The organism is Bradyrhizobium ivorense (genome assembly GCF_900696085.1).
Taxonomy (GTDB): domain Bacteria; phylum Pseudomonadota; class Alphaproteobacteria; order Rhizobiales; family Xanthobacteraceae; genus Bradyrhizobium; species Bradyrhizobium ivorense.
The window spans coordinates 428,956-451,385 of sequence record NZ_CAADFC020000028.1; the positions used below are offsets into that span (position 1 = coordinate 428,956).

The following is a 22,430-nucleotide window of genomic DNA, read 5'->3' on the forward strand; positions in this document are numbered from 1 at the left end:
CAAAGGGCGATGACGATTCAACCGAATCTCATCGCGCTTAGCGGCCGGCCCTGATTTCCGCGACGATGTCGCGGTAGCGCGCGAGCGCGGCATCCTCGGTGAATTTCTCGGCGGCGACGGTTGCCGACCGGCCCATCTGCACGACCTGATCCGGGTTGGCCGCGGCGGCGCGGATCGCCTCGGCGAGGCGATCAGGGTCCTCGGGCGGGACCACCCAGCCGATGTTTTCCCCGGCCACCTCGATGGCGGCCTCGGAATGGTCTTCGGAGCACGCGATGACGGCGCGTCCGATCGCCAGCAGATTGTAGAGACGGCTGGGGATCGACACGCCCGCCATGTTGCGGCGATAGGGAATCGCCCAGACGTCGGCGGCGGACAGGAACTCGACCAGATGCTCGGCCGGCACGGGTTCGATCAGCGTGACGTTGGGCAGCTGTTCCGCCGATTGAAGAGCGTTGAGCTGTTTCCAGCCCATCCCCCACCCGGACAACAGGAAGTGGATGCCGGCTTCGTTGCGCAGAATCCTTGCGGCTGCGAACACGGTGGCGGGATCGTGGGTAAAGCCGAGATTGCCCGACAGTCCGACCACCAGATGCGCGTCGCGTGGCCTGTACCGATTTGACGGCGCCAGGTCGCGATATCCGATCGGCAGAAAGGTCCAGTTCGGGATGAAGTGAAGCTTCTCCGCCTTCACGCCGCGATACTTCGTGAGCAGGGGAGGCACGTCGCGGCCGACGACCACGATGCTGTCGAGCGCGCGGAACATGATGCCGTTCAGGAGGCGCAACATCTTGTTGAGCGGCGACCCCGAGCCGATGAAGCCGGCTGCCACCAGCGCTTCAGGGTATACGTCGTAGATCAGCAGTTCGGTGGCCGCGCCGCGCAACTTGGCTGCGAGGACGACGGCGTAGGGCAGGGTGAACGGATTCGTCACGCAGAACACGAGGTCGTTCTTGCGGGCATGTTTCAGCACACCGAAGAACATCGAGATGGAAAGCGCGAGGACGGAAAGTGCCCGCGAGACGACGGCCGTCTTTTTCGCTCGTGGGATGATCTGTTCGATCACGAACGGATTGGTGCGCGGGCCATCCGGTGGGCTCGCCGATTGCTTCGTCGCGGACAAAACCACGACCTCGGTGTCAACGGCGAAGGCTTCGGCGATCTTGCCGATATAAGTCGCCGTCGATGTGGGGTCGGGCGGATAATACTGGGTGGCCAGCACGACCCTGTTGAACGTCTCCCGGCGGCGCGGCTTTTCGAACTCGGACGGCATTAATGAAAATGCTTTCGTTTGGTGTAGCCTCGATCTGAAGACCGCTCTGTATGGGATCGCGAAGCAGTCCTCAACTGCATTATGGCTATCGAGAGGACTTCGGAGCCGGCCAAATTCGGCCTTAAACATCCCCTACCGGCTATGCTAGCATCGCCACAGCCGAGGTTGCCAAGCCAGGTTGCCGAGACAGCTTGCCAAGACAACTTGCGAAGACCGCGGCGCCCGATGATGGAATGTGGAATGCGAGTTGCATCGGTGCGGTTGATCAATCATCCTGCGTTAACGGTCAGGTTTAGCGCTGCTGTTGCAGCGCTGTTCGCTATCTACCTGCCGCTCGCAGCGTGGATGAACCACCGCTATGTCGATCCGGTGCCCAAGGGCACGATTGTGATCAGGCTGAGCAAGCCGTTTGAGGCCCATGACCACGCCGCCGTCAGCCGTCAGGACGTGCTGAGCAAGCTGGCGCCATGGGCCGACGACGACAAGGTCGAGACGCAGCAGTCGCCGATCATTGTCTATGAGGATGGCGTTCCGCTCGGACCCGCCCACAATACGTTCGGCGATATCGCGCGGCTCGGAGCAGGGCGTTACGCGCACTGGCGCAGCGGCGTGGCGTTCTCGGCCAGCGACAACACCGACCCGAACGACAATGGCCGGAACTATTGGGCCGTCCTGCCCAACGAGCAAAGTCGCCGCCGGGAGTGAAGCCGCGGCGCGGCGCTGGCTCAACGCTCGTCGGCAATCACCTTGCCGTCGTTCGGCAACTGGCCTGCGCCGACCAGTTCCACGGCGCCGCCGAGCTTGGTGACCGCACGCAGCGTTGCCGCAATCTCGCTTTGCAGCGCATCGCGCGGCGCGGCGCATTCGGCCCGCAGCGTCATCACATCGGACTCGCCCGCGCGCGTCACAACGAGGCGCAGCCGTCCAAGCTCGGGATGCCGCTTGCCGATTTCCGCGATCTGCTCGGGGCGGACGAACATGCCCTTGACCTTGGTGGTCTGATCGGCGCGGCCCATCCAGCCCTTGATGCGCATGTTGGTGCGTCCGCACGGGCTGTTGCCCGGCAACGCGGCGGTGAGGTCGCCGAGCGCCAGCCGGATCCAGGGATGATGCGGATCGAGCGAGGTGACGACGATCTCGCCGACGTCACCCGGCACGACCGGATCGCCGGTGCCGGGCTTCACGATCTCGAGGATCAAATCCTCGTTGACCGTCATGCCGTCGCCCGCCGGCGTCTCGAACGCGACCATGCCGAGATCGGCGGTGCCGAAGGCCTGGCGGGCCTCGATGCCGCGCGACTTCATCTCCTCCTGCAGTGATTTCGGGAACGCCGCGCCGGACACCAGCGCGCGCTTGATCGAGGAGACGTCGCGCCCCGCGCTGGCGGCGGCGTCGAGCAGGATCTTCAAGAAGTCCGGGGTGCCGCTGTAGCCGACCGGGCGGTAGGCCTCGATCAGCTCGAATTGCTGCTCGGTGTTGCCAGGGCCAGCAGGAATCACCGCGCAGCCGAGCGCGCGCGCGGAGGCGTCGAAGATGAAGCCGCCGGGGGTGAGGTGATAGCTGAAGGTGTTCAGCACCACGTCGCCCGGGCGAAAGCCGGCCGCAAACAGCGCGCGCGCGCCGCGCCACGGATCGGCCTCGCGGCCCTCCGGCTCGAAGATCGGTCCGGGCGAGGTGAACAGGCGGGCGAACGACCCGGGCTTGTCGGCCACGAAGCCGCCGAACGGCGGGGCGGCCTTGTGCAGAGCGGGCAGGTCCGACTTGCGCAGCACCGGCAGCTGCGCCAGCGCGTCGCGGCTCGTCACTGACGCCGGATCGGTTCCGCGCAGCAGATTGGCGTAGGCCGGCGCCGCCATCGCCTGGCGCAGCACCTCCGGCAGCCGGGCGAACAGGTCTGCTTCGCGCTCGGCCGGGTCGCGCGTTTCAAGGGCGTCGTAGTGTTCGGTCATGGCGGGTCCTTGGGACGGATTGCGCTGGTGGCACGCGGCCTTGCGCGTGCTATCAGACGGTGATCGCTTGTATCGGGATGGTTCCAGGAAGCGCGATGACTGAAGCACAGGACGGAGCGGCGGGCGTCGTCGCGAGATTGAAGCGCCACATGATCGAGCAGGCGCTGCCGCTGTGGTCGACCGTGGGCTGGGATGCTGCGACCGGTGGGTTCATCGAACGGCTGCACCAGGATGGCAGCGCCGATCGCGCTGCGCCGCGCCGCGTGGTCGTGCAGGCACGGCAAATCTATTGTTACGCCAAGGCGGCGCAGATGGGCTGGTACCCGGAAGGCCGCGCGATCGCGCTCAAGGGATTGGAGTATCTGCTCGCCAAGGCCAAGGCGCCGGACGGCCGGCCGGGCTTTGTCTACGGCCTGACGCCGGACGGCGGTGTCGCGGACCCGCTGCGCGACACCTATGGCCATTCCTTCGTGCTGCTCGCGCTGGCGACGGTCTACGGCCTCGACCAGGACGCCCAGGTCCGCGCCGAGATCGACGAATTGCTGGCGTTCCTCGACAGCAAGCTGCGCTCGCCGCATGGCGGCTTCCTGGAGGGGCTGCCGCCCGCGATGCCGCGCCGGCAGAACCCGCAGATGCATTTGTTCGAGGCGATGATCGCCTGCTTCGATGCCACCCACGATTTGTCGTTCCAGAACCGCGCCGGCGAGTTCTTCGCGCTGTTCCTCGCGAGCCTCTACGACAAGCAGACGCGCGTGCTCGGCGAATATTTCGAGGAGGACTGGTCGAAGATTCCCCCGGTCAGCGTCGAGCCCGGGCATCTTGCGGAGTGGATCTGGCTGCTGAAGGGATTCGAGCGCATCACCGGCTGCCCGACCGGGCGTCCGCGCGGCGAACTTTTGGCGTCGGCGCTGCGCTATCGCGATGCGACCGGCTGCCTGATCGACGAGGGCGACGCCGAGGGCAACATCCGCCGTCACACGCGGCGGCTGTGGCCGCAGACCGAGCTGGCGAAAGCGTGGATCGCGCAGGCCGAGTCGGGCGAGAGCGGTGCAGCGGACGAGGCGCGCGCGGCGCTCGTGCTGCTCGAGCGGCACTATCTCGGCCATCCCGTGGCCGGCGGCTGGTACGACCAGTTCGACCGCGAGGGCAACTCGCTGGTCGCCACCATTCCTGCGTCGTCGTTCTACCATGTGCTCTGCGCGATCACCGAAGCGGAGCAAGTGCTCGGCTGACGCCGCCCGGTTGTCGTGACGCGGTATCATGCTCTAGAGCCAGCGCTTGCGCCGCTTGAAACTCTTCAGGTTCTTGAAACTCTTGCGCTGGTCGCCGGCGCCGCCGAGGTAGAATTCCTTGACGTCCTCGTTGTCGCGCAACTCGTCGGCGGAGCCGTCCAGCACCACCTTGCCCTGTTCCATGATGTAGCCGTGGCTGGCGACCGACAGCGCGGCGCGCGCATTCTGCTCGACCAAGAGGATGGTGACGCCGAGATCGCGGTTGATCTCCTTGATGATCGCAAACACTTCCTTGACCAACAGCGGCGACAATCCCATCGACGGCTCGTCCATCAGGATCATTTTCGGCCGCGCCATCAGCGCGCGGCCGATCGCCAGCATCTGCTGCTCGCCGCCGGAGAGATAGCCGGCAAGGCCGGTGCGCTCCTTCAGGCGCGGGAAATATTTGAACACCATGTCGATGTCGGCGGAAACCTCGTTGTCGCGGCGGGTGAAGGCGCCGAGCCGCAAATTCTCCAGCGACGTCATGTCGGCGACGATGCGGCGGCCCTCCATCACCTGGAAGATGCCGCGGCGGACGATCTTGTCCGGATCGATGCCGTTGATGCGCTGGCCCTCGAACAGTATCTCGCCGCGGGTGACCTCGCCGTCCTCAGTCTTGAGCAGGCCGGAGATCGCCTTCAAGGTCGTCGACTTGCCGGCGCCGTTGGCGCCGAGCAGGGCCACGATCGCGCCCTTCGGCACTTCGAGGCTCAGCCCGCGCAGCACCAGGATGACGTCGTCATAGACGACCTCGATGTTGTTGACGCTGAGCAGCGGTGGCGGCGGGACCGCCGTCGGCACGGTGCGCATGGTGGCTGTTGCGGTGTCAGTCATGCTTCGATCACCTTCGACTGTCGTCACCCGCGTTTCGTGCGCAACTGCGCACTAGAGCGGGTGACCCAGTATTCCAGAGACGCCAGCGATCAACCGAGAAGCCGCGGCGTACTGGATCCCCCGCTTTCGCGGGGGATGACGAGTTATGGTGGGGCTGCGCTGTCGGCAGCCTCACGAGCCTCACCAGCCGAACCATTCCGGCTTGCGCGGCAGTTCGACGGTCTTCACCTTCTCGAGCTTGATCGTGCCCTTGCCCATCAGGTCGTTGAGGTCGCCATCGGTCGCGCCTGATATCTTCGAGCGATAGAGATCGACTTTCATGGTCGGGCGGTGATCCTTCTCGGTCCAGGTCGAGGGATTGCAGACGCCGTCCATGCCGGCCGGCACCCAATCCTTCTTCTGGTAGAAGCCCTTGGCGACGTTCTCGCCGGTGGCGCCGCCGTTCTTGACGGCCCAGTCGAGCGCTTCCTTCAGGTACAGCGCGCTGCACACCGCGGCGATGTAGTGCACCGGGCGATACACCTTGCCCGAGGGATCGGACATCTTGGAGATTTCCATCAGCGTCTTCATGCCGGGCGCGTTGCCGCCCCAGGCGACCGCGGTGCGCAGCGGGAAGATCACGCCGTCGGCGGCATCGCCCGCGGTCTTGGCGGCGTTCTCGTCCATGCCCCAGACATTGCCGAGGAACTGGACGTCGACGCCGGCGGTCTTGCAGGCCTTCAGCACCGAAATGTTGGAGGCCGCGGTGTTGCCGAGATAGGCGTAGTTGGCACCCGAGCTCTTCAGGCTCAGGCACTGCGCCGAATAGTCGCCTGGCGTCAGCGCGAACACCAGCGGCGGCAGCACCTCGAAGCCGAGCTCGGTCGCCAGCGCTTCACCGGCGGCCTTCGGCGCGTTCGGATACGGGTGGTTGGCGCCCATATGGACGAACTTCGGCTTGCCCGACTTGCCCTTGGCCTTCCAGTCCTCCGCCGCCCAGGTCAGCATCGCGCGCATCGAGTCCGAATAGCTCGGGCCGTAGAAGAAATTGTACGGCGCGGGCTTGGCCTTGCCGCTGCTGCCCTCCGGATCGGTCAGGGCTGCGGCGTAGGAGCCGGAGATGTCGGGGATCTTGTCCTGGGCGAGGAAGCCGGTCAGCGCCTCGGTATCCGCGGTGCCCCAGCCCATGATCGCAGCGACCTTGCCGTCGGGCGCCGACCACTTCTTGTACAGCGCGATCGCGCGCGGCACCTGGTAGCCGTAGTCGTTGCTGTCGACATTGAGCTGCTTGCCGCCGACGCCGCCGTTCTTGTTGACCCAGGCGAAGGTGTCGACGACGGCCTGGCCGTAGGGCGTGCCGACGTCGGAGGTGCCGCCCGAGAGGTCCTGCAGATGGCCGATCGCGATCTGGGCCTGCGCGGCGGTGGCGGCGCTGCCGATCAGCAGCGCCAGCGAGACCGAGCTCAAAAGGGATCTCATCGTCATTGTTGTTTCCTCCGGTTTTTCGTTGAACGATCTTGTGCGTAATATCCCGCGCCTGCCTCAGTGCGAGAACGGGTAGAGTTTCCAATAAGCCTTGATCTGCCGCCAGCGGTGCGCGAGCCCGTCCGGTTCGAACATCAAAAAGCCGATGATGATCAGCCCGATCGCGATCTCGCGCAGGAAGGTGATGTTGTTGTTGAGCTGCAGCGCCTTGTCGATCGCGCCGCCCTTCAGCCACGCGCTCAGCCATTCCATCGATTCCGGCAGCAGCACCACGAAGGCGGTGCCCATCAGCGTGCCCATCACCGAGCCGGTGCCGCCGATGATCACCATGGCGAGGAACAGCACCGAGCGCTCGATGCCGAAACCCTCCTGGGAGACGACGAGCTGGTAGTGGGCGTAGAGCGCGCCGGCGATGCCGGCGAAGAAGGCTGCCAGCCCGAACGACAGCGTCCGGTACTTGGTGAGGTTGATGCCCATGATCTCGGCGGAGAGATAATGGTCGCGGATCGCGACCAGCGCGCGGCCGTCGCGGGTGCGCATCAGGTTGGTGACGAGCAGATAGCTGACCACCATGTAGGCCAGCACGACGTAGAAATACTGCCGGTCGCCGCGCAAGGTGTAGCCGAAGATCGAGAACGGGTTGGCGCTGGCCGGCACCGAGCCGCCGGAAAACCATTCGGCGCGCGAGAAGAAGTCGAGCAGGATGTACTGCGCGGCGAGGGTGGCGATGACGAGGTAGAGCCCCTTCAGCCGCGCCGCCGGTACGCCGAAGATCAGGCCGACCAGCGCGGTGATCAGGCCGGCCAGCGGAATGGCGAAAAACACCGGGATCGGCGCGTTGTTGGAGATATAGGCCGAGGTGAAGGCGCCGAGCAGGAAGAATGCGGCGTGCCCGATCGAGATCTGGCCGGTGAAGCCGACCAGGACGTTGAGGCCGAGCGCTGCGATCGCGAAGATACCGATCTGGATCGCGATCGAGAGCCAGTAGTTGCTGAGCAGCATCGGCGCAAAGCAGGCCAGCGCGATGCCGACCAGCGCGAAGTTGCGGCTGGTCGATGTCGGGAAGATCGTGGTGTCGGCCGCGTAGCTGGTGCGGAAATCGCCGGACGGAATCAGGGTGCTCATTGCCATCGATCAGACCCGCTCAATGTCTTTGGTGCCGAACAGGCCGTAAGGCTTGATCATCAGGATGATGATCAAGACGTAGAACGGCGCGATCTCGTAGAGATTGCCGAGGTGCAGATACTGGCTGTCGACATACTGGGCGATGTTCTCCAAGAGCCCGATGATGATGCCGCCGAGCACGGCGCCGCCGACCGAGTCGAGGCCGCCGAGGATCGCCGCCGGAAACACCTTGATGCCGTAGGCGGAGAGGCCGGACGACACGCCGTTGACCACGGCGACCACGACGCCGGCGACCGCCGACACGGTGGCCGAGATCGCCCAGGCCATCGCGAATACGCTCTTCACGGAGATGCCCAGCGACTGCGCGACCTGCTGGTTGAAGGCGGTGGCGCGCATCGCCAGACCGTATTTGGAGGCGCGGAAGAACCAGGCCATGCCGAACATCATGGCGAGCGACACCACGAGGCTCATGACGTAGACGGTCTGGATCTGCAGCCCGAACAGATTGACCGACTGGCTCTCGAACACCCGCGGGAACGGCTGCGGGTTGACGCCGAAGATCCACTTCAGCGCGGCCTGGAACACGGTCGACAGCCCGATCGTCACCATGATGACCGAGATGATCGGCTCGCCGATCATCGGCCGCAGGACGATGACCTGGATCGCGATGCCGAAGATGAACATGAACACCAGCGTAACAGGCATGCCGATCCAGAACGGCAGCTGATACTTGGTCAGCAGCGCCCAGCACACCCAGGCGCCGACTAGCAGCAGTTCGCCCTGCGCGAAATTCACGACCTGCGTCGCCTTGTAGATCAGCACAAACGACATCGCGACCACGCCATAGAGCGTGCCGACCACGAGACCGTTGACGATGAGCTGGATCAGGAATGCGGTGTTCATGGGGTGCAGTGGCTCCCGACGGCGGCAGCACCCTCTCCCCTTGTGGGAGAGGGTGGCTTCGCGAAGCGAAGCCGGGTGAGGGGTTGTCTCCGCATCGGGATCGTGGAGAGAGGACGCCTCACCGGAGCGAGTGCGCGTCGACCGCAGGTGTAGCCCTCTCCCACAAGGGGAGAGGGCACATCAACGCGCATCGCGCTCTGTTCGGGCAACGACCTCATTCCGCGGCCTCCGCGGTCACGGCGCGGCCGAGATCGACGACCTGCAGCGTGGTGCGCACGCGCTGGGTGGTGCCGTCCTGGAAGCGGATCACGGTGTCGACCGGGATGTTGGCCTTGCCGCGATAGATCGCCTCGATGATGTCGGCGTATTTCTCGTTGATGACGCCGCGGCGGACTTTTCTGGTGCGGGTCAGTTCGCCGTCGTCGGCGTCGAGCTCCTTGTAGAGCAGCAGGAAGCGCGAGATGCGCTGCGCCGGCGGCAGCGTGGCGTTGACGGTTTCGACCTCTTTCCGGAGCAGCGCATAGACCTCGGGGCGGGAGGAGAGGTCGGTGTAGGTCGTGAACGAGAGCCGGTTCTTCTCCGCCCATTTCGAGATGATCGAGTAGCGGATGCAGATCATCGCCGCGAGCGCGTCGCGGCCGGCGCCGAGCACGACGGCTTCGGCGACATAGGGCGAGAATTTCAGCTTGTTCTCGATATATTGCGGCGAGAAGCGTTCGCCGCGCGCGGTCTCGGCGAGATCCTTGATGCGGTCGATCACGACCAGCTGCTTGTCGTCGTTGTAGTAGCCGGCATCGCCAGAATGCATCCAGCCATCCTTGATGTCGGCGACCGAGGCCTCGGGGTTCTTGTAATAGCCGAGGAACATGTTGGGGTGACGGACCACGATCTCGCCGACGCCGTTGACATCGGGATTGTCGACCCGGATCTCGATCGTGTCGTCCATCGGGACGCCCGTGGTATCGGGGTCGACCTTGCCTGCCGGATGCAGCGTGTAGGCCCCGAGCAGCTCGGTCTGGCCGTACAGCGTGCGCAGCGGCACGCCCATCGCCTGGAAGAACTTGAAGGTCTCCGGCCCGAGCGCGGCGCCGCCGGTCGCCGCCGAGCGCAGCCGGGTGAAGCCGAGCCGGTCGCGCAGCGCGCGAAACAGCAGCTGGTCGGCGAACATCGAGCGCTTGCCCTCGGCCAGCGCGGCGAGACCGGTCCTCATGCCGAGATCGTAGAGCCGCTGCTTGAACGGCGAGGCATCCATCACGCCGGCGCGGACGTCGGCGGCGATCGATTCCCAGACCCGCGGCGCGAACAGCACGAAGGTCGGCGCGATCTCGCGGAAATCGTGCATCATGGTGTCGGGCTCTTCAACGAAGTTGACCTTCATCCGGCAAAGCAGCCCTTTGCCCATCGCGTAGACCTGCTCCATGATCCAGGGCAGCGGCAGCACCGAGACGTATTCGTCGTCCGGGCCCTTCGGATCGAAGGCGAGATACGTCGCGCAATGCCGCAGCACGCGGCCCGCGGCAAGCATCGCAAGCTTCGGATTGGCCGTGGTGCCCGAGGTCGTACAGAGGATCGCGACGTCCTCGCCACAGGTCGCGTCGACCAAGCTGTCGTAGAGACCGGGCTCGCGCGCGGCGCGGTCGCGGCCCATGGCGACGAGCTTGCTCGCCTCCATCAGCCGCGGGTCGTCGTACTTCCGCATGCCGCGCGGATCGGAATAGACGATGTGCTTGAGCTGGGGCACGCGATCGGCGAGGCCGAGCAGCTTGTCGACCTGCTCTTCGTCCTCGGCGAACACCAGCTTGGCCTCGCCGTAGCTCAGGAGATAGGCGGCTTCCTCGTCGAGCACGTCGCGGTAAAGGCCGAGGCTCATCGCCCCGATGGCGTGGGCCGCGATCTCGGCGGCGACCCAGTCCGGCCGGTTGTCGCCGATGATGCCGATCACGTCGCCGCGGCCGAGCCCGAGCTCGACCATGCCGAGCGCGAAATCATGGGTGCGGGTCTGGTAGTCGTTCCAGGTGAATTCGCGCCACAGCCCGAAGTCCTTTTCGCGCAGCGCGATCTCCTTGCCGTGCTCCTTCGCGTTCAGGCGCAGCATTTTCGGGAAGGTGTCGGCCTGCGCGGCGCGACCGGCGTAGTCCATCATGCCGCGCTCTCCCGCACCGCCGGCTTGTCGTCGGGGTCGACCAGCACCTCGTCCTCTTCGCCGAGATAGGCGCGCTTGACATGCGGATCGGCCAGCACGGCCGCCGGGTCGCCCTCGGCGATCTTGCGGCCGAAGTCGAGCACCATGACGCGGTGGGAGATGTCCATCACGACGCCCATGTCGTGCTCGATCATCATCACGGTCATGCCGAACTCCTCGTTGAGATCGACAATGTAGCGCGCCATGTCCTCCTTCTCTTCGAAGTTCATGCCGGCCATCGGCTCGTCGAGCAGGATCAGCCGCGGCTCCAGCGCCATCGCGCGGGCGAGCTCGACCCGCTTGCGCAGGCCGTAGGGCAGGGTGCCGGCGGTCGCCTTGCGCACCGACTGCAGGTCGAGGAAGTCGATGATCTCCTCGACCTTGCGGCGATGCTCCAGCTCCTCGCGGCGGGCGCCGGTCAGCCAGTACAGCGATCCCGTGATGAAGTTGTTCTTCAGGAGGTGATGGCGGCCGACCATGATGTTGTCGAGCACGCTCATATGGTGGAACAGCGCGAGATTCTGGAAGGTGCGGCCGATGCCGAGCGCCGGCCGCGCGTTCGGATTGAGGCCGGTGATGTCCTGGCCGCGCCAGAACAGCTGGCCCTCGGTCGGCCGGTAGCGGCCGGAGATGCAGTTGACGATCGAGGTCTTGCCGGCGCCGTTCGGGCCGATGATCGAGAACAGCTCGCCCTCGTTGACGCCGAAGCTCACGTCGGTCAGCGCACGCACGCCGCCGAAGCGCAATGAGACTCCGCGCACCTCAAGACTATCGGCCACCCTGTTCCCTCCAGATAAGGCGCTTGGCGCGCTCTTTATCTTCGCTTGAAAGCACGACTTCGATCTTACACGTCGATCTTACGCTTCGATCTTACATGGGCCGCTGTGGGGTGACCATCCGACTGATGCCGGAGCCGGAAGCGTCGCTTGCCGTTCACCGACATGATGCGCGGTAACGCCGCACCCACCTGTCCCAGCCTCGCGTCATCTGCCATTTGCGATCCGGTCGGAGCGCGCGCGGCGTTACGCGAGGTGGTTCTCAATACGGGAAAGCGTTAGGTTGAATTGTCATGTGCCGGACAATTGGGCAGGAATTTTTGCTCGCATTCCAAAGGCGCCGGTTCCTGGACTGGTTGCTGCGGCCTGTTGCGGTGCAATATAGCTGGGGTGGGGTGCCGTCGCTCGAATGATTGCTGCTGATTACCTGAAGCGCATCGCGGTGTGGTCGCGCGAACTGACCGAGGCGGAAATCGAGATCGCGCGCGCCGGCGTCTCCGAGAAATCCTACCGCGCCAACGAATTCATCTTCGCGCGCGGCGATAATTTTCAGTACTGGACCGGCATCGTCACCGGCCTCGCGCGGATGGGCATCGTCTCGCGCGGCGGCAAGGCGGCGAGCTTTGCCGGCCTCACCGCCGGCGCGTGGTTCGGCGAGGGCACCGTGCTCAAGAACGAGTTGCGGCGCTACGACGTGGTCGCGCTGCGCGACACGCGGCTGGCGATGATGGACCGCCGGACCTTCGTCTGGCTGTTCGAGAACAGCGTCGGCTTCAACCGTTTCCTGGTCGGACAGCTCAACGAGCGGCTCGGCCAGTTCATCGCGCTGCTCGAATATGGCCGCACCCTCGATGCCACCGCGCGGCTGGCCCGCTCGATCGCCTCGCTGTTCAATCCGATCCTCTATCCCGACCTGACGCGGCACCTGGAGATCACCCAGGAGGAGATCGGCGCGCTGTCCGGGATTAGCAGGCAGAACGCCAACCAGTGCCTGAAACGGCTGGAACGGGAGGGCCTGCTCCGGCTCGAATATGGTGGGGTGACCATCGTCGACCTGGAACGACTCCGCCACTACGGCGAGTGACCGCCCCGGGCCCAAAACGGAGGCATTTTGTGGGATTTTGGGTCCTGATTCGGGGGGCGGGGCATTAGACTTGGGCCGGGTCGGATGCTACAGACCGGCCCGAGTTGGGACCGCGCGGGGTTCGCGCCCTCTGGAGACAATATGGCAGTTCAGGATTCGAAGCGGCGCGTGGCGCTGATCACCGGTGTCACCGGGCAGGACGGTGCCTACCTCGCCGAGTACCTGCTCGGTCTCGGCTACACCGTGCATGGCATCAAGCGGCGGTCGTCCTCGTTCAACACCGCGCGCGTCGACCACCTCTATCAGGACCCGCATGTCGGCAATGTGCCGTTCCTGATGCACTACGGTGACATGACCGATTCGACCAATCTGATCCGGCTGATGCAGCAGATCCGGCCGACCGAGGTCTACAATCTGGCGGCCCAGAGCCACGTCGCGGTTTCCTTCGAGAGCCCGGAATACACCGCCAACGCCGACGCGATCGGCGTGCTGCGCCTCCTGGAGGCGATCCGCATCCTCGGCATGGAAAAGGAGACCCGGTTCTACCAGGCCTCGACCTCGGAACTGTACGGCCTGGTGCAGGAAGTGCCGCAGAAGGAGACCACCCCGTTCTACCCGCGCTCGCCCTATGGCGTCGCCAAGCTCTATGGCTACTGGATCACGGTGAACTACCGTGAGGCCTACAACATGTTCGCCTGCAACGGCATCCTGTTCAATCACGAGAGCCCGATTCGCGGCGAAACCTTCGTGACCCGCAAGATCACCCGCGGCGTCGCCCGCATCGAGGTCGGCCTGGAGAGGACGATCTATCTCGGCAATCTCGAGGCCAAGCGCGACTGGGGCCATGCCCGCGACTATGTCGAGGGCATGCACATGATCCTGCAGGCCGATAGCCCCGACGATTTCGTGCTGTCGACCGGTGAGACCCGCTCGGTGCGCGAATTCATCGAGCTGGCGTTTGCCGAGGTCGGCCGCAGCGTCGAATGGCGCGGCAAGGGTGTCGACGAGGTCGGTATCGACAAGGCAACCGGCAAGACCGTGGTGCGCATCGACCCGACCTATTTCCGCCCGACCGAGGTCGATCTTCTGATCGGCGACGCCAGCAAGGCGCGCGCCAAGCTCGGATGGAAGCCGAAGACGTCGTTCGCACAGCTGGTGAAGGAAATGGTCGCCGGCGATCTCGCCGAAGCCAGACAGGACGCCGCCAATGGCAAACGCTCCGTTTGAACTGAAGGGCAAGACGGTTTTCGTCGCCGGCCATCGCGGCATGGTCGGCTCGGCGCTGCTGCGCCGGCTGGCGCGCGAGGGGGCGGACCTCTTGACCATCTCGCGCAGCGAGGTCGACCTGCGCAACCAGGCCGCGGTGGATGCCTGGTTCGCCGCGAAGCGGCCGCAGGCGGTGTTCTTCGCCGCGGCCAAGGTCGGCGGCATTGTCGCCAACAACACGCTGCGCGCCGAGTTCCTCTACGACAATCTGGCGATCTCGACCAACGTGATCCAGGCCTCGCACGCCAATGGCTGTGAGAAACTGATGTTCTTCGGCTCGTCCTGCATCTATCCGCGGCTGGCGCCGCAGCCGCTGCGCGAGGACTCGATGCTGACCGGCCCGCTGGAGCCGACCAACGAGCCCTACGCGATCGCCAAAATCGCCGGCATCAAGATGGCGGAAGCCTATCGCAGCCAGTACGGCTCCGACTTCATCAGCGTGATGCCGACCAATCTGTACGGCCCCGGCGACAATTATCACCCCGAATACAGCCACGTCGTCGCGGCGCTGATCCGCCGCTTCCACGAGGCCAAGCTGTCGGGCGCCAGCAACGTCGTGGTGTGGGGCACCGGCACGCCGCGGCGCGAGTTCCTCTATGTCGACGATCTGGCCGACGCCTGCATCCATTTGATGAAGACCTATTCCTCGCCGGAACTGGTCAACATCGGCACCGGCGAGGACATCACCATCGCCGAATTCGCCCGCGTGGTTGCAGCCACCGTCGGCTATCGCGGCGAGATCAGTTTTGATACGTCGCGGCCAGACGGCACCCCGCGCAAACTGCTCGACGTCAGCCGGCTGGCAAAACTCGGCTGGCGCGCGACGACGCCGCTCGAGGACGGCATCCGGCTCGCCTACCAGGCTTTTCTCAGCGAGACCAAGCAGGCCGCGGAGTAGGGTCCTCTCCCCGTCATTGCGAGCGCGGCGAAGCAATCCATCCCTCCGCACGTGCTGAAGCATGGATTGCTTCGCTGGCGCTCGCAATGACGGCGGTTGCGGCTACTTCGCCGCCATCCGCGGCGGATTCTTCGCCAGCGCCGCCGCCATTGCCGAGATCAGCGGCTTCATGAAGAACGCATCGTTCGCCGGATAGATGTCGGTGCGCAGGCCATAGGCCTGCAGCTCGTCCGACACCACCGGCCCGACCGAGGCGATCGGCGTGCGCTGCAATCCATCGCGCAATTGCACCTCGCGGCCATGCGCCTTGGCCACATCGATCAATCGGCGGACCTGGCCCGAGCTGGTCAGCGCGACCGCGTCGATGCGGCCCTGCGCCATCTCCTCGATCGCGGTGACGATGTTGGCGTCGGCGGCCTCGGCGTCATAGACATAGGGCAGCACGGTGTCGACGTCGGCACCCCGCGCCGTGATGGCGCCGATCAGCGTCGAATGGTCCTTGTCCGGATAGAGCTGCAGGCCGAGGCGATGGCCCTTCAGGTCGAGTTTCGACAGCATCTCGGCGACGCCCTCCGAGGTCGGTTTCTCGGTCGTCAGCTGCGGCTCCAGCCCGATCTCACGTAGCGCTCGCCCGGGCTTGGGGCCGCGGGCGAATTTGCGCGCCTTGGCAAGGTTGCCGACGAACTCCGCCTCCAGCCCGATCCGGCGCACCACCTTCATCAGACGGCGCAGGCCTTCGCCGGTCATCAGCACGAGATCGTCGAGCGGCCGCTCGACGGCGCGGCGAATCCAGGCCTCGATCGGGGCCGGATCCGGCGCGTCGTGAATGGTGAACATCGGGCATTGCAGCACGTCCGCGCCCTGCTCGGTGAGCAGGCGGGAGAACTGCGCCTCCTCGCGGGTCTCCAGGATCAGGATGCGGTAGCCGTTCAGCCGGTCAGCCATGATGATGTCCCAACAAATATTGCCGTCATTGGTTCGATTTGAACCTTGCGCGGGATTGGCGCAAGGGCGCGCGCGGTGCTAGACGGGGCCGAAAAAATCGCCACTTCGCACGTTCCTGCTCAAGCTTTGGTCAATTGGCATGCCCGACCATCAATTCGTTCTGACCCTGTCCTGTCCGGATCGCCCGGGGATCGTCTCCGCGGTCTCGACCTTCCTCGCCCATAACGGGCAGAACATTCTCGACGCCCAGCAGTTCGACGACATCGAGACCGGCAAATTCTTCATGCGCGTGGTGTTCACCGCGGCCGACCTCGCGGTCGAGCTCGCGGCGCTGCAGACCGGCTTTACCGCGATCGCCGATCGTTTTGCCATGGACTGGCAGATGCGCGACCGCGCCACCCGCCGCCGGGTGATGCTGCTGGTGTCGAAGTCCGATCACTGCCTGGTCGACATCCTCTATCGCTGGCGCACCGGCGAGCTCGAGATGATCCCGACCGCGATCGTCTCCAACCACCCGCGCGAGGTCTACGGCTCGCTCGATTTCGGCGACATCCCGTTCCACCATCTGCCGGTGACCAAGGAGACCAAGCGCCAGCAGGAGGACGCGGTGTGGCAGCTGGCGCAGGACACCAAGACCGATCTCGTGGTGCTGGCGCGCTATATGCAGATCCTCTCCGACGAGATGTCGGCGCGGCTCAGCGGCCGCTGCATCAACATCCATCACTCGTTCCTGCCGGGCTTCAAGGGCGCAAAGCCCTACCACCAGGCGCACGAGCGCGGCGTCAAGCTGATCGGCGCCACCGCGCATTACGTCACGCGCGATCTCGACGAGGGCCCGATCATCGACCAGGACGTCGAGCGCATCAGCCATCGCGACACGCCCGACGATCTCGTGCGCAAGGGCCGCGACATCGAGCGCCGCGTGCTGGCGCGCGCGATCCGCTATCACTTGGCCGACCGCGTCATCCTGAACGGCCGCAAGACCGTGGTGTTCGTCGACTAGGGCGTGATGCGGAAAGCGCAGGACGCTTTCCGGGACCCGAAATCAACCCGATCTCATTGCTGCTTGGCGGCGCCCTGCGCGCTCGATGCCGCCGGCTTGCTCGCGTCCTTGGCGTCATCGCCGCGCTCGGACGCCGGCAGCAATCGCTTGCGCTCCCGTTCCCTCATGAACGCGTCGTATTCCGGCGTGCCCGCGCGGGGCGGCGCGTCGGCGGGGAGGCCGCCGGCCCAGGCCGGAATGTAGTCGGCCATGCCGGCCGAAAGCTTCTCGTTGACCGTGCTGCATCCGCCGAGCGCGCACGCCGCCAGCACGAGGACGGTCAGGACAGGAATATGGCGGGAGATGATCGGCATTGGCGAACGATACAGTCCTAACCTTTAACGATGATGGATTTAGGGCGCGACCGTTCGGCTGCAATTGTGCTTGTTTGTTGACATCGGCGGTTCGTTTGTACGAACGTACAAATCGCGCGATGGTCAATTCCGGCCAGCGGAGTCTTGGCCAGGCGAAATCCGTTCTCATGGGCAGTGGATTTCGTCGCGCGATCCCGGTATTAAAATACCGCATAGCGTCGGCCGGGTGACCGTTTCGCGCAGGAAACTCGCCCATCGTCCGATTGACAATGGGGCGGCGGGAGACGCCATGTCGCCTTGCGGCCTGGCCGGAGAGAATGTGAGCTAATGGCGGGCAAGGGCCGGGGACTCGGTTCGCCGCAGCAGACCGGAAGGGGGAGACATCGATGGATTTCAATCGTCGTAAAATGTTGCTGTGGGCCGCCACGACGGCCTCCATCGCCGCCCTGTGCGCGGCTGCGCCGGCGCGCGCGGAGGACACCGTGAAGATCGGCCTGATCGTGCCGATGACCGGCGGCCAGGCCTCGACCGGCAAGCAGATCGACAACGCCGTCAAGCTCTATATGCAGCAGCATGGCGACACCGTCGCCGGCAAGAAGATCGAAGTCATCCTGAAGGACGACGCCGCGGTGCCCGATAACACCAAGCGGATCGCGCAGGAACTGATCGTCAACGACAAGGTCAATTTCATCGCGGGCTTCGGCGTGACGCCGGCCGCGCTGGCCGCGGCGCCGCTGGCGACGCAGGCGAAGATTCCGGAAGTCGTGATGGCGGCCGGCACCTCGATCATCACCGAGCGCTCGCCTTACATTGTCCGCACCAGCTTCACGCTGGCGCAATCATCCACAATCATCGGCGACTGGGCGATCAAGAACGGCATCAAGAAGGTCGCGACGCTGACCTCGGACTACGCGCCGGGCAAGGACGCGCTCGCGTCCTTCAAGCAGCATTTCACGGCCGGCGGCGGCGAGATCGTCGAGGAGGTCAGCGTGCCGCTCGCCAATCCCGACTTCGCGCCGTTCCTGCAGCGCATGAAGGACGCCAAGCCCGACGCGATGTTCGTATTCGTGCCGGCCGGGCAGGGCGGCAACTTCATGAAGCAGTATGCCGAACGTGGGCTCGACAAGAGCGGCATCAAGGTGATCGGGCCCGGCGACGTCATGGACGACGATCTGCTCAACGGCATGGGCGATGCGGCGCTCGGCGCGGTGACGGCGCATCTGTATTCCGCGGCGCATCCCTCGCAAATGAACAAGGACTTCGTCGCCGCCTACAAGAAGGCGTTCGGCAATCGTCCGGGATTCATGGCGGTCGGCGGCTATGACGGCATCCATTTGATTTACGAGGCGCTGAAGAAGACCAACGGGGATACCAGCGGCGACAAGCTGATCGAGGCGATGAAGGGCATGAAGTGGGAAAGCCCGCGCGGCCCGATCTCGATCGATCCGGAAACCCGCGACATCGTGCAGAACATCTACATCCGCAAGGTCGAGAAGGTCGACGGCGAACTCTACAATGTCGAGTTCGCGACCTTCGAGGCCGTCAAGGATTCCGGCAAGACCAAGAAGTGACGCGCGAAAGCGCGTCATCCCCGATGTGAAAATTGCACATCGTGGGGCGCGCTGCTCCCTCTGCGTCAAGCCCGACCATGACAGAGTGCTGGATATTCGTAACGTGGTGCTTGTCGCATCCTCTCGGTTAAGCTGACTCCATGGCCTCGGTCCTCACCAACCTGTTCGACGGCGTCGCCTACGGCATGCTGCTGTTCGTGCTCGCTTGCGGGCTTGCGGTGACGCTCGGGCTGATGAACTTCGTCAATCTTGCCCATGGCGCCTTCGCGATGGCCGGCGGCTACATCTGCGCGGTGCTGGTCAACAATTCCGGCTGGCCGTTCTTTGCCGCGCTGCCGCTTGCGTTCGTCGCCAGCGCCGCGATCGGCGTCGCGCTGGAGCGCACGCTGTACCGCCATCTCTACACCCGCAGCCATCTCGACCAGGTGCTGTTCTCGATCGGCCTCGTGTTCATGTCGGTGGCGGCGGTCGACTACATCATGGGATCGTCGCGGGTCTTCATCAAGCTGCCGGCGGCGCTGGAAGGGCAGATCGACCTGTTCGGCGTCGGCATCGGCCGCTACCGCCTGATGATCGTCGTGATCTGCGGCCTGCTGACGCTGGCGCTGCAACTGATCCTGGCCAAGACGCGGTTCGGCAGCCGGCTGCGTGCCGCGGTCGACGATCCGCGCGCGGCGATCGGGCTCGGCATCAACGTGCCGCAGGTGTTCGCCTTCACCTTCGCGTTCGGCTGCGGGCTCGCCGGCCTCGGCGGCGCGCTGAGCGCCGAGATCCTCGGGCTCGATCCGTATTTTCCGCTGAAATTCATGATCTACTTCCTGATCGTGGTGACCGTCGGCGGCTCCTCCTCGATCACCGGGCCGTTCCTCGCTTCGCTCTTGCTCGGCATCGCCGATGTCGCCGGCAAATATTACGTGCCGAAGATGGGGCCGTTCGTGATCTACACCGTGATGATCGTGATCCTGCTCTGGCGCCCGAACGGCCTGTTCGGCCGCACGGCGGCGCGGTGAGGGCGCCATGACCGCGCTAACAGACGTCTCCTCCCATGCCATCGCCAGCGCGCGCTGGCGGATCGGCGAGATCGCATTCTGGGTGCTGGTGCTGGCCTGCGCCTTGCTGTTCCCGTCGCGCTATCTGATCATGACCGACATCGTGCGGCTCGCGCTGTTCGCACTGTCGCTCGATTTGATCCTCGGCTATGCCGGCATCGTCTCGCTCGGCCACGCCGCCTTCTTCGGCGTCGGTGCCTATGCGGCCGGGCTGATGGCGCTGCACGGCATCGTCAACGAACCGGTCATCGCGCTGCTCGTCGCCGGTCTCGTCGCGGCGGTGGTCGGCTTCCTGACCAGCTTTCTGGTCATCCGCGGCGTCGACCTGACCCGGCTGATGGTGACGCTCGGGATCGCGCTGCTGCTGGAGGCGCTCGCCGAGCGCTTCTCCAACATCACCGGCGGCACCGACGGCCTGCAAGGCATCGAGATGCAGCCGATTTTCGGGCTGTTCGCCTTCGACATGTTCGGCAAGACCGGCCTGTTCTATTCGCTGATCGTGCTGTTCATCCTGTTTCTGCTCGCGCGCCGCGTGGTGCATTCGCCGTTCGGGCTGTCGCTGCGTGCCATCAGGAACAATCCGCTGCGCGCCGCCGCGATCGGCATCCCGGTCAACCGCCGCCTGATCGCGGTCTATACGCTCGCCGCGTTCTATGCCGGCATCGCCGGCGCGCTGTTCACCCAGACCACGGCGCTGGCCTCGCTCGACGTGTTCGCCTTCGAGCGCTCCGCCGACCTGATGCTGGTGCTGGTGATCGGCGGCACCGGCTATCTCTATGGCGGCCTGATCGGCGCCGTCGTGTTCAAGATGCTGCAGGAGCTGTTCCAGACCATCACCCCGCAATACTGGCTGTTCTGGATCGGCCTCGTGCTGGTGGTGATCGTGCTGGTCGGCCGGGCGCGCATCCACCGCTGGGTGCTGTTCGTGCCGAACCTGGTGATCCGGCAGTTCGCCGGACGCAAGGCGGTCGTTGCGGTGCCCGAGAGCGAGGCGTCATGACGGTCGCACTCGAAACGCGCAGCCTCGAAAAGTCGTTCGGCGGCCTTCGCGTCACCCGCGACCTCTCGCTGAAGGTAGCGCAGGGCGCCCGCCATGCGCTGATCGGGCCGAATGGCGCCGGCAAGACCACTGTCATCAATCAGCTCACCGGCGTGCTGCGGCCGAACAGCGGCCGCATCCTGCTCGAGGGCAGCGACATCACCGATCTCTCCGTGCACAAGCGGGTGCTGCGCGGGCTGGCGCGCACCTTCCAGATCAACCAGCTCTATGCCGATCTGACCCCGCTCGAAACCATCGGCCTTGCAGTCTCCGAGCGGATGGGCCGCGGCGGCGACTGGTGGCGGCGGATGGGGACGCGCGACGACGTCAATGCCGAGATCGCCGAGATCCTGTCGCGCTTCCATCTGCTCGACGTGATGACCGAGCCGACCGCGACGCTGCCCTACGGCAAGCAGCGCCTGCTCGAGATCGCGGTTGCGATCGCCGCCAAGCCGCGCGTGCTGCTGCTCGACGAGCCCGCCGCCGGCGTGCCGGAAAGCGAGCGCCACGATATCCTGGCCGCGGTCGCAGCCCTGCCGCGCGACGTCACCGTGCTGCTGATCGAGCACGACATGGACCTGGTGTTCTCGTTCGCCGACCGCATCTCCGTGCTGGTCAATGGCGGGCTGTTGACCGAAGGCGCGCCGGACGAGGTCGCGCGCGATCCGCAGGTCAAGGCGGTCTATCTCGGCGAGGCCGCCGATGCCTGACCTGCTCGCGATCCAGGGCCTGCGCGCCGGCTATGGCGAGGCGGTGGTGCTGCCCGATATGTCGTTGTCGCTCGCCGAGGGCCAGGTGCTGGCGCTGCTCGGCCGTAACGGCACCGGCAAGACCACGCTGATCAACTCGATCGTCGGCATCGTCAGGCGCCTCAGTGGCAGCGTCGCGCTCGCCGGCCGCGACATCACCGCGCTGCGGCCGGACCAGCGCGCCCGCGCCGGGATCGGCTGGGTGCCGCAGGAGCGCAACATCTTCCGCTCGCTGACCGTGGAAGAGAACATGACGGCGGTGGCGCAGCCCGGGCCGTGGACGGTCGAGCGGGTCTACGAGATGTTTCCGCGGCTCAAGGAGCGCCGCGGCAATTTCGGCAACCAGCTGTCCGGCGGCGAGCAGCAGATGCTGGCGATCGGCCGCGCGCTGACCTTGAACCCGAAGGTGCTGCTGCTCGACGAGCCGACCGAAGGACTGGCGCCGATCATCGTTGAGGAACTGTTAAAGGCGATCGGCAGCATCACGCGCGCGGGCGGCATCTGCTCAATCATCGTCGAGCAGAATGCACAAAAGATTCTCGGGCTGGCCGATCGCGTTGTGATATTGGAGCGCGGTACGATCGTGCATGATGCCGCCAGCAGCGCGCTGAAGGCCGATCCGTCCGTCCTGGAGCGCCATCTCGGCGTCGCCGGGGCCAAGGTGCACTAGAGGCACATTAGACGCACATTAGA

General features: G+C 65.3%; 21 protein-coding genes. 11 read left to right on the forward strand and 10 right to left on the reverse strand.

Annotated features, from left to right (window positions below):
• Positions 1–37 precede the first annotated feature (37 nt).
• The gene (locus CI41S_RS33185) at positions 38–1,273 is read right to left on the reverse strand and encodes a glycosyltransferase family 4 protein (RefSeq protein WP_172628282.1); all 1,236 of its coding nucleotides are present in this window, start codon (positions 1,271–1,273) and stop codon (positions 38–40) included.
• Positions 1,274–1,513: 240 nt separating this feature from the next.
• Here CI41S_RS33185 and CI41S_RS33190 point away from each other — a divergent pair, with 240 nt between their 5' ends.
• Complete coding sequence (locus tag CI41S_RS33190; RefSeq protein ID WP_139863269.1) at positions 1,514–1,978, forward strand: hypothetical protein; 465 nt, start codon at positions 1,514–1,516, stop codon at positions 1,976–1,978.
• A gap of 20 nt (positions 1,979–1,998) precedes the next feature.
• Here CI41S_RS33190 and CI41S_RS33195 read toward each other — a convergent pair whose 3' ends face one another.
• Entirely contained in the window at positions 1,999–3,222 is a 1,224-nt protein-coding gene (locus tag CI41S_RS33195; protein ID WP_139863270.1) for a phenylacetate--CoA ligase family protein, read from the reverse strand.
• Between the two features lie 95 nt (positions 3,223–3,317).
• On the opposite strand from CI41S_RS33195, the gene CI41S_RS33200 reads away from it, so the two are divergent.
• Complete coding sequence (locus CI41S_RS33200) at positions 3,318–4,454, forward strand: AGE family epimerase/isomerase (protein ID WP_172628283.1); 1,137 nt, start codon at positions 3,318–3,320, stop codon at positions 4,452–4,454.
• 33 nt (positions 4,455–4,487) lie between these two features.
• Here the strand turns inward: CI41S_RS33200 and CI41S_RS33205 are convergent, their stop codons facing one another.
• The 6 genes from CI41S_RS33205 to CI41S_RS33235 all read right to left on the reverse strand — a co-directional run bounded on the left by CI41S_RS33205 (position 4,488) and on the right by CI41S_RS33235 (position 11,783).
• A complete protein-coding gene (locus CI41S_RS33205) occupies positions 4,488–5,330 on the reverse strand; it encodes an ABC transporter ATP-binding protein (RefSeq protein WP_139863272.1) in 843 nt (280 codons plus the stop codon).
• A gap of 180 nt (positions 5,331–5,510) precedes the next feature.
• Positions 5,511–6,794 carry an ABC transporter substrate-binding protein gene (locus CI41S_RS33215; protein ID WP_139485120.1) on the reverse strand — a complete coding sequence of 428 codons (1,284 nt, stop codon included), beginning with the start codon at positions 6,792–6,794 and terminating at the stop codon, positions 5,511–5,513.
• Positions 6,795–6,851: 57 nt separating this feature from the next.
• A complete protein-coding gene (locus CI41S_RS33220; protein ID WP_139863274.1) occupies positions 6,852–7,925 on the reverse strand; it encodes a branched-chain amino acid ABC transporter permease in 1,074 nt (357 codons plus the stop codon).
• A 3-nt stretch (positions 7,926–7,928) separates the two neighbouring features.
• Positions 7,929–8,822, reverse strand: coding sequence for a branched-chain amino acid ABC transporter permease (locus CI41S_RS33225; protein WP_139863275.1), 894 nt, complete (start codon positions 8,820–8,822; stop codon positions 7,929–7,931).
• A 214-nt stretch (positions 8,823–9,036) separates the two neighbouring features.
• Positions 9,037–10,965 carry a long-chain fatty acid--CoA ligase gene (locus CI41S_RS33230; protein WP_139863276.1) on the reverse strand — a complete coding sequence of 643 codons (1,929 nt, stop codon included), beginning with the start codon at positions 10,963–10,965 and terminating at the stop codon, positions 9,037–9,039.
• Complete coding sequence (locus CI41S_RS33235; protein ID WP_139485125.1) at positions 10,962–11,783, reverse strand: ABC transporter ATP-binding protein; 822 nt, start codon at positions 11,781–11,783, stop codon at positions 10,962–10,964. The genes CI41S_RS33230 and CI41S_RS33235 overlap by 4 nt, the downstream gene beginning before the upstream one ends.
• Positions 11,784–12,189: 406 nt before the next feature.
• On the opposite strand from CI41S_RS33235, the gene CI41S_RS33240 reads away from it, so the two are divergent.
• The 3 genes from CI41S_RS33240 (at position 12,190) to fcl (ending at position 15,028) form a co-directional block, all read left to right on the forward strand.
• Entirely contained in the window at positions 12,190–12,864 is a 675-nt protein-coding gene (locus tag CI41S_RS33240) for a Crp/Fnr family transcriptional regulator (RefSeq protein WP_139485126.1), read from the forward strand.
• Between the two features lie 141 nt (positions 12,865–13,005).
• Positions 13,006–14,091: a GDP-mannose 4,6-dehydratase gene (gmd, locus tag CI41S_RS33245; protein WP_139863277.1), complete on the forward strand. Its 1,086-nt coding sequence runs from the start codon at positions 13,006–13,008 to the stop codon at positions 14,089–14,091.
• Positions 14,072–15,028 (forward strand): GDP-L-fucose synthase, encoded by a 957-nt coding sequence (gene fcl, locus CI41S_RS33250; RefSeq protein WP_139863278.1) that lies wholly within the window; start codon positions 14,072–14,074, stop codon positions 15,026–15,028. The genes gmd and fcl overlap by 20 nt, the downstream gene beginning before the upstream one ends.
• 102 nt (positions 15,029–15,130) lie before the next feature.
• Here the strand turns inward: fcl and CI41S_RS33255 are convergent, their stop codons facing one another.
• Positions 15,131–15,973 (reverse strand): uroporphyrinogen-III synthase, encoded by an 843-nt coding sequence (locus tag CI41S_RS33255; protein WP_139863279.1) that lies wholly within the window; start codon positions 15,971–15,973, stop codon positions 15,131–15,133.
• Between the two features lie 139 nt (positions 15,974–16,112).
• On the opposite strand from CI41S_RS33255, the gene purU reads away from it, so the two are divergent.
• Positions 16,113–16,976 (forward strand): formyltetrahydrofolate deformylase, encoded by an 864-nt coding sequence (gene purU, locus CI41S_RS33260; protein WP_139863280.1) that lies wholly within the window; start codon positions 16,113–16,115, stop codon positions 16,974–16,976.
• Between the two features lie 53 nt (positions 16,977–17,029).
• Here purU and CI41S_RS33265 read toward each other — a convergent pair whose 3' ends face one another.
• Positions 17,030–17,329 carry a hypothetical protein gene (locus CI41S_RS33265; protein WP_172627032.1) on the reverse strand — a complete coding sequence of 100 codons (300 nt, stop codon included), beginning with the start codon at positions 17,327–17,329 and terminating at the stop codon, positions 17,030–17,032.
• A gap of 386 nt (positions 17,330–17,715) precedes the next feature.
• Here CI41S_RS33265 and CI41S_RS33270 point away from each other — a divergent pair, with 386 nt between their 5' ends.
• The 5 genes from CI41S_RS33270 (at position 17,716) to CI41S_RS33290 (ending at position 22,407) form a co-directional block, all read left to right on the forward strand.
• Positions 17,716–18,900, forward strand: a complete 1,185-nt coding sequence (locus CI41S_RS33270; protein WP_139485131.1) for an ABC transporter substrate-binding protein — start codon at positions 17,716–17,718, stop codon at positions 18,898–18,900.
• A 140-nt stretch (positions 18,901–19,040) separates the two neighbouring features.
• The gene (locus CI41S_RS33275) at positions 19,041–19,910 is read left to right on the forward strand and encodes a branched-chain amino acid ABC transporter permease (RefSeq protein ID WP_139863281.1); all 870 of its coding nucleotides are present in this window, start codon (positions 19,041–19,043) and stop codon (positions 19,908–19,910) included.
• A 7-nt stretch (positions 19,911–19,917) separates the two neighbouring features.
• Positions 19,918–20,949, forward strand: a complete 1,032-nt coding sequence (locus CI41S_RS33280) for a branched-chain amino acid ABC transporter permease (protein WP_139863282.1) — start codon at positions 19,918–19,920, stop codon at positions 20,947–20,949.
• Positions 20,946–21,698, forward strand: a complete 753-nt coding sequence (locus CI41S_RS33285) for an ABC transporter ATP-binding protein (RefSeq protein WP_139863283.1) — start codon at positions 20,946–20,948, stop codon at positions 21,696–21,698. Before CI41S_RS33280 ends, CI41S_RS33285 begins: the two co-directional genes overlap by 4 nt.
• The gene (locus CI41S_RS33290) at positions 21,691–22,407 is read left to right on the forward strand and encodes an ABC transporter ATP-binding protein (RefSeq protein ID WP_139863284.1); all 717 of its coding nucleotides are present in this window, start codon (positions 21,691–21,693) and stop codon (positions 22,405–22,407) included. The genes CI41S_RS33285 and CI41S_RS33290 overlap by 8 nt, the downstream gene beginning before the upstream one ends.
• The last annotated feature ends 23 nt before the right edge of the window (positions 22,408–22,430 follow it).

Coding starts and splice junctions, on each gene's coding strand:
- CI41S_RS33185 (WP_172628282.1), bottom strand. CDS start 1,273: ATGCCGTCCGAGTTCGAAAAGCCGCGCCGCCGGGAGACGTTCAACAGG.
- CI41S_RS33190 (WP_139863269.1), top strand. CDS start 1,514: ATGCGAGTTGCATCGGTGCGGTTGATCAATCATCCTGCGTTAACGGTC.
- CI41S_RS33195 (WP_139863270.1), bottom strand. CDS start 3,222: ATGACCGAACACTACGACGCCCTTGAAACGCGCGACCCGGCCGAGCGC.
- CI41S_RS33200 (WP_172628283.1), top strand. CDS start 3,318: ATGACTGAAGCACAGGACGGAGCGGCGGGCGTCGTCGCGAGATTGAAG.
- CI41S_RS33205 (WP_139863272.1), bottom strand. CDS start 5,330: ATGACTGACACCGCAACAGCCACCATGCGCACCGTGCCGACGGCGGTC.
- CI41S_RS33215 (WP_139485120.1), bottom strand. CDS start 6,794: ATGACGATGAGATCCCTTTTGAGCTCGGTCTCGCTGGCGCTGCTGATC.
- CI41S_RS33220 (WP_139863274.1), bottom strand. CDS start 7,925: ATGGCAATGAGCACCCTGATTCCGTCCGGCGATTTCCGCACCAGCTAC.
- CI41S_RS33225 (WP_139863275.1), bottom strand. CDS start 8,822: ATGAACACCGCATTCCTGATCCAGCTCATCGTCAACGGTCTCGTGGTC.
- CI41S_RS33230 (WP_139863276.1), bottom strand. CDS start 10,965: ATGATGGACTACGCCGGTCGCGCCGCGCAGGCCGACACCTTCCCGAAA.
- CI41S_RS33240 (WP_139485126.1), top strand. CDS start 12,190: ATGATTGCTGCTGATTACCTGAAGCGCATCGCGGTGTGGTCGCGCGAA.
- gmd (WP_139863277.1), top strand. CDS start 13,006: ATGGCAGTTCAGGATTCGAAGCGGCGCGTGGCGCTGATCACCGGTGTC.
- fcl (WP_139863278.1), top strand. CDS start 14,072: ATGGCAAACGCTCCGTTTGAACTGAAGGGCAAGACGGTTTTCGTCGCC.
- CI41S_RS33255 (WP_139863279.1), bottom strand. CDS start 15,973: ATGGCTGACCGGCTGAACGGCTACCGCATCCTGATCCTGGAGACCCGC.
- purU (WP_139863280.1), top strand. CDS start 16,113: ATGCCCGACCATCAATTCGTTCTGACCCTGTCCTGTCCGGATCGCCCG.
- CI41S_RS33265 (WP_172627032.1), bottom strand. CDS start 17,329: ATGCCGATCATCTCCCGCCATATTCCTGTCCTGACCGTCCTCGTGCTG.
- CI41S_RS33270 (WP_139485131.1), top strand. CDS start 17,716: ATGGATTTCAATCGTCGTAAAATGTTGCTGTGGGCCGCCACGACGGCC.
- CI41S_RS33275 (WP_139863281.1), top strand. CDS start 19,041: ATGGCCTCGGTCCTCACCAACCTGTTCGACGGCGTCGCCTACGGCATG.
- CI41S_RS33280 (WP_139863282.1), top strand. CDS start 19,918: ATGACCGCGCTAACAGACGTCTCCTCCCATGCCATCGCCAGCGCGCGC.
- CI41S_RS33285 (WP_139863283.1), top strand. CDS start 20,946: ATGACGGTCGCACTCGAAACGCGCAGCCTCGAAAAGTCGTTCGGCGGC.
- CI41S_RS33290 (WP_139863284.1), top strand. CDS start 21,691: ATGCCTGACCTGCTCGCGATCCAGGGCCTGCGCGCCGGCTATGGCGAG.